Origin of the sequence: Streptomyces sp. SolWspMP-5a-2, from assembly GCF_900091845.1 — a bacterium.
Classification (GTDB): Bacteria; Actinomycetota; Actinomycetes; order Streptomycetales; family Streptomycetaceae; genus Streptomyces; species Streptomyces doudnae.
In genome coordinates this window covers 1-4,387 of sequence record NZ_FMCI01000161.1, presented here as the reverse complement: position 1 = coordinate 4,387, position 4,387 = coordinate 1, and the positions used below count along the sequence as shown (strand labels likewise).

Annotated in this window: 4 protein-coding genes; all 4 read left to right on the top strand. The window is 75.7% G+C overall.

Annotated features, from left to right (window positions below; genetic code table 11):
- The first annotated feature begins 143 nt into the window (after positions 1-143).
- Genes GA0115242_RS16735 through GA0115242_RS16720 form a run of 4 tightly spaced genes read left to right on the top strand, consistent with a single transcriptional unit; the run spans position 144 to position 4,272 of the window.
- Entirely contained in the window at positions 144-1,934 is a 1,791-nt protein-coding gene (locus tag GA0115242_RS16735) for a 4'-phosphopantetheinyl transferase superfamily protein (RefSeq protein WP_256089458.1), read from the top strand.
- Positions 1,924-2,247, top strand: a complete 324-nt coding sequence (locus GA0115242_RS16730; RefSeq protein WP_093829188.1) for an acyl carrier protein — start codon at positions 1,924-1,926, stop codon at positions 2,245-2,247. Before GA0115242_RS16735 ends, GA0115242_RS16730 begins: the two co-directional genes overlap by 11 nt.
- 4 nt (positions 2,248-2,251) lie before the next feature.
- Positions 2,252-3,085 carry an alpha/beta fold hydrolase gene (locus GA0115242_RS16725; protein WP_093829186.1) on the top strand — a complete coding sequence of 278 codons (834 nt, stop codon included), beginning with the start codon at positions 2,252-2,254 and terminating at the stop codon, positions 3,083-3,085.
- Positions 3,082-4,272 (top strand): glycosyltransferase, encoded by a 1,191-nt coding sequence (locus tag GA0115242_RS16720; protein ID WP_093829184.1) that lies wholly within the window; start codon positions 3,082-3,084, stop codon positions 4,270-4,272. The genes GA0115242_RS16725 and GA0115242_RS16720 overlap by 4 nt, the downstream gene beginning before the upstream one ends.
- Positions 4,273-4,387: the final 115 nt, after the last annotated feature.

The window sequence follows — 4,387 nt, the reverse complement described above, 5'->3', positions numbered from 1 at the left end:
GCGGTTCCCGGACCTCGACGGGCCACGCCACGACCCCGAACGGAGCGACGCGCGCGGTTGGTTCGCCGTCCCTGACCCCCTCTGCGGCGCGGGCCGGTTCACCGTCCCCGCAGGGCCGGTCCGGTTCCGGTGGGGATGCCCGCGTGCCGGTTCCCGCCGGGGCGGGCGGGTCCGTGGCGGCCGAGTTCTCCGCGCTGCTCACCGACACCGCCGCCGTCGCCGAGGAGTTGCTCGGCGCGCTCCGGGCACCGTCCGCCCGGCGCGCCCCGGCCAGGCGCCGAACCCCCGCTCCCCGCACGGGAGTCGGACCGGCGTCACCGGCCGTCCCCCGCGACCACGGCGACATCCCCGGACCCGGCGGAGGAGACGGGCTCGCGCCCGTGCCCGGCGTCCTGCGGGTGGACGTGGAGCGGATGCCCTACCTCCTCGACCACTGCTTCTTCCGGCAGCGGCCCGGCTGGCCCGACGCCGCCGACCGGTGGCCGATCGTGCCCGCGACCACCGTCGTCGACCACCTCACCCGGATCGCCGAACAGGCCCTGCCGGGACGGCGGACGGTGGCCGTGCACCAGGTGCGGTTGCAGAAGTGGATCGAGGCCATGCCCGCCCGGGACGTCCCGGTGACCGTGCGGAGCCTGGCACCCGACCGGGTCGAGGTCGCCCTCACCGGGTTCGCGGGCGCCGTCGTCCAGCTCGCGCCGGAGTCCGACGTCGTGCCGCCGCCCGCCGTGTGGCCGGTGGACCCGGCGTCCGAACGGACCCCCGACCTGACGGCAGAACAGCTCTACGACGAGCGGTGGATGTTCCACGGCCCCGCCTTCCAGGGCGTCACGGAACTCACCGCGATCGGCGACCGGCACGTGCGCGGTGTGCTCACCGCGCCGGGGCCGCCCGGCGCGCTCCTCGACAACGTCGGCCAGCTCCTCGGCTACTGGATCATGAGCAGCCTCACCGAACGCACCACCGTCTTCCCCGTCGGCATGGAGCGGATCGACCGCTACGGACCCGAACCGGCCGCCGGGACCGCCCTGGAGTGCCACATCAGGATCCGCGAGGTCACCCCGGTCACCCTCACCGCCGACATGCAGCTCGTCCACGCGGGCCGGGTCTGGGCGCAGTGCACCGGCTGGACCGACCGGCGCTTCGACACCGACCCCGGCATCCGGCTGGTGGACCGCTTCCCCGGCCGCAACACCCTCTCCGAGGCCCGCCCCGAGGGGTGGAGCGTGGTCCACGAGCGGTGGCCCGACCTCGCCACCCGCGACCTGATCATGCGCAACATGCTGGGCGGCGCCGAACGCGCGCGCCACGCCGAGCAGCCGCCGACCCGCAGGCGCCGTCATCTGCTCGGCCGGATCGCCGCCAAGGACGCGGTGCGCCGACTGCTGTGGGAGGAGGGCGCCGACGAGGTCTACCCGGCCGAGATCGCGCTGCACAACGACGGCGCCGGGCGCCCCGTGGTGAGCGGCGTGCACGGCCGCGACCTCGGCGAGGGGCTGACCGTCTCGCTGGCGCACTGCGCCGAGGCGGCCGTCGCCCTGGCCCGCCGCGGTCCCTGCGGCATCGACCTCGAAGAGGTCACCGCGCGGCCCGCGAGCACCGTCGCCGCGGCCTGCGGACCCGAGGAGCGCGCGCTCCTCGCCCGGACCGTCGCCGCGGGCGGCGACAGCGAAGACCTGTGGTTCACCCGGTTCTGGACGGCGAAGGAAGCCGTCGCCAAGGAACTCGGCACCGGACTGGGCGGACGGCCGGAGGACTTCCGGGTCACCGCCGCACGCCCGGACCTGCTCAGGGTGGAACACGCGGGCAGCGCCTGGGAAGTGCGCTGCGGACAGGTGGCGGCCCCCGCGGGGCTGCCCGAACGGACCTATGTCGTCGCCTGGACCACGGGCGGCGCGGAGCCAGTCGATCAGGAGATCCGGCATGACCACTGAGGCGACCACCCCCACCACGCCCGTCGCCGACGAGAGCACCGTCCTCGCGCGGATCGCCACGCTGCTGCGCGAACTGCCCGACGCCGGTCTCGAGGACGCCGAGATCGGCCGCGACACCCTCTTCCACGACGACCTGGAGCTGGAGAGCATCGACCTGGTCTCCCTCTCGGGTCTGCTGCGCGAGGAGTACGGCGAGCGCGTCAACCTGGCGCTGTTCGTCGCGGACCTGGAGCTCGACGAGATCATCGAGCTGACCGTCGGCCGGCTCGCCGACTTCGTCGTCGCCTCGCTGCGCGCCACCGAGGAGAGCTGACCGGATGGCGAAGATACCCACCGGCTCCCTCACCACCCACGTGCAGCGGCTGGCCGCGGGCGCGGCGGGCGGCACGGTGCCCGACGGGGAGCCCCCGGTCGTCGTCCTCGTGCACGGCCTGCTCACCGACTCCCTGGCCAGCTACTACTTCACGCTCGGTCCCGCGCTGTCCGCGGCCGGGATGGACACCGTGATGTACGACCTGCGCGGGCACGGCCGCACCGACCGGCCGCCCACCGGCTACCGCCTGGAGAACTTCGTCGAGGACCTGTCGCTGCTCCTGGACGGCCTCGGCGAGCGCCGCCCGGTGCACCTGGTCGGCAACTCCTTCGGCGGCACCGTCGCCGCCGGGTTCGCCGCCTGGCACCCGGAGCGCACGGCCACCGTCACCATGATCGAGTCGGAGCCGCCGGTGGCGGCCTGGGCCGGGCACATGGCGGAGGGCCTGGCCCACGCCCGCCGCGACCTGGTGCACGACCACGCCATCGAGTGGATCAAGGAGCGGTACGGGGCGCACACCGCGCGGCTCTCCCGGGGGGCCGCCCGCATCCTGCGGACCACGACGCTGGCCGAGGACGTCCCGGCCGGGCGGCTCATCGACGACGACCTGTCCGCGCTGCGCTGCCCGCTGTTCGCCGTCTTCGGCGGCGACTCCGGGCTCAGCGCCCAGGTGCCCGACCTGGAGGCCAAGGTCGCCGGATGCCGCACCGTGGTGCTGCCCGACCAGGGCCACTCGGTCCTCGTCGAACAGCCCGCCAGGACCCGGGACCTGGTCCTCGACTGGGTCCGCGAGCACCACGCCCGGCGCGCGGGCACCCCGGCGGGGGCCGTCGGATGAGCCGGTACCTGATCGTCGTCCCACCGCTGACCGGGCACATCAACCCGCTCGCGGGCGTGGCGGCCGAACTGACCGCGCGCGGCCACGAGGTGGAGTGGTGCGGCTACCCCGACCGGGTCAGGGCCGCCGCCGGGCCCGCCGCCGTCGTCCACCCCTGCACCCTGCCCGCGACCGGCGAACTGGTCAGGCCGCCGACCCTGACCGGACCTGCCGCCTTCCGGTTCCTCTGGGAGGACTTCTTCGTCCCGCTCGCCGAGGCGATGGCGCCCGCCGTGACCGACGCGGTGCGCGCCTTCCGCCCGGACGCGGTCGTCACCGACCAGCACGCGGTGGCGGGCGCGCTGGTCAGCGAACGTCTCGGCGTCCCCTACCTGACCTCCGCGAGCACCTCGGCCGAACTCGTCGACCCGCTGGCCGACCTGCCCAAGGTGGCCGCCTGGCTCACCGACCGGCTGGCCGCGCTGCGCCGGGAGATCGGCGACCCGGACGCCACCGGCGACCCGCGCTTCTCGCCGTACGGTGTGCTCGCCTTCACCAGCAGGGCGCTCATCGGCGACACGGCCGACCTGCCCTGGGACCGGGTCCACCTGGTGGGCCCCGCCATCGCCGAGCGGCCCGGCGACCCCGACTTCCCCTGGGACGCCCTCGACCCGTCCCGCGCGCTCGTCCTCGTCTCGCTCGGCACCGCCAACACCGACGCGGGCGCCCGCTTCCTCGGTGAGGCCGCCGCCGCGCTCGACCTGCTCGGCGAGCGGGTGCAGGGCGTCGTCGCGGACCCGGGCGGGCAGCTCACCGACCCTCCGCCCGGGGTGCTGGTGCGCCGCTGGGTCCCGCAGTTCGAACTCCTGGGCCGGGCGGCCGCGGTGGTCAGCCACGGCGGCCACAACACCGTCTGCGAGTCACTGTGGCACGGGCTGCCGCTGGTCCTCGCCCCGATCCGGGACGACCAGCCGATCGTGGCCCGGCAGGTGGCGGAGGCGGGCGCGGGCGTCCGGGTGCGGTTCGGGAAGGTGACCGCGCCGAGGCTCGCCGAGGCGCTGCGCACGGTCCTCGACGACGCCGGAGGGCACCGGGCCGCGGCGGTCGCCGTCGGCCGGTCGCTGCGGGCCGCGGGCGGCCGACGGGCCGCGGCCGACCATCTCGAACAGCTCGTGTCGGCCCACCCGGTGGCGTCCGCGCGCCGCTGAGCGCATCCCCCCACTCCGGAGCACCCATGACCACAGCACCCCTCCCGCCCCCACCCGGCGCGGCCCCGGACCCCGCCGCAGACGGCTCCACCACCCTCGACCACGTCGATCCCAC

Bases quoted from the DNA above. Each gene is read 5' to 3' on its own strand.
- GA0115242_RS16730 (WP_093829188.1), top strand. From the start codon at position 1,924: ATGACCACTGAGGCGACCACCCCCACCACGCCCGTCGCCGACGAGAGC.
- GA0115242_RS16725 (WP_093829186.1), top strand. From the start codon at position 2,252: ATGGCGAAGATACCCACCGGCTCCCTCACCACCCACGTGCAGCGGCTG.
- GA0115242_RS16720 (WP_093829184.1), top strand. From the start codon at position 3,082: ATGAGCCGGTACCTGATCGTCGTCCCACCGCTGACCGGGCACATCAAC.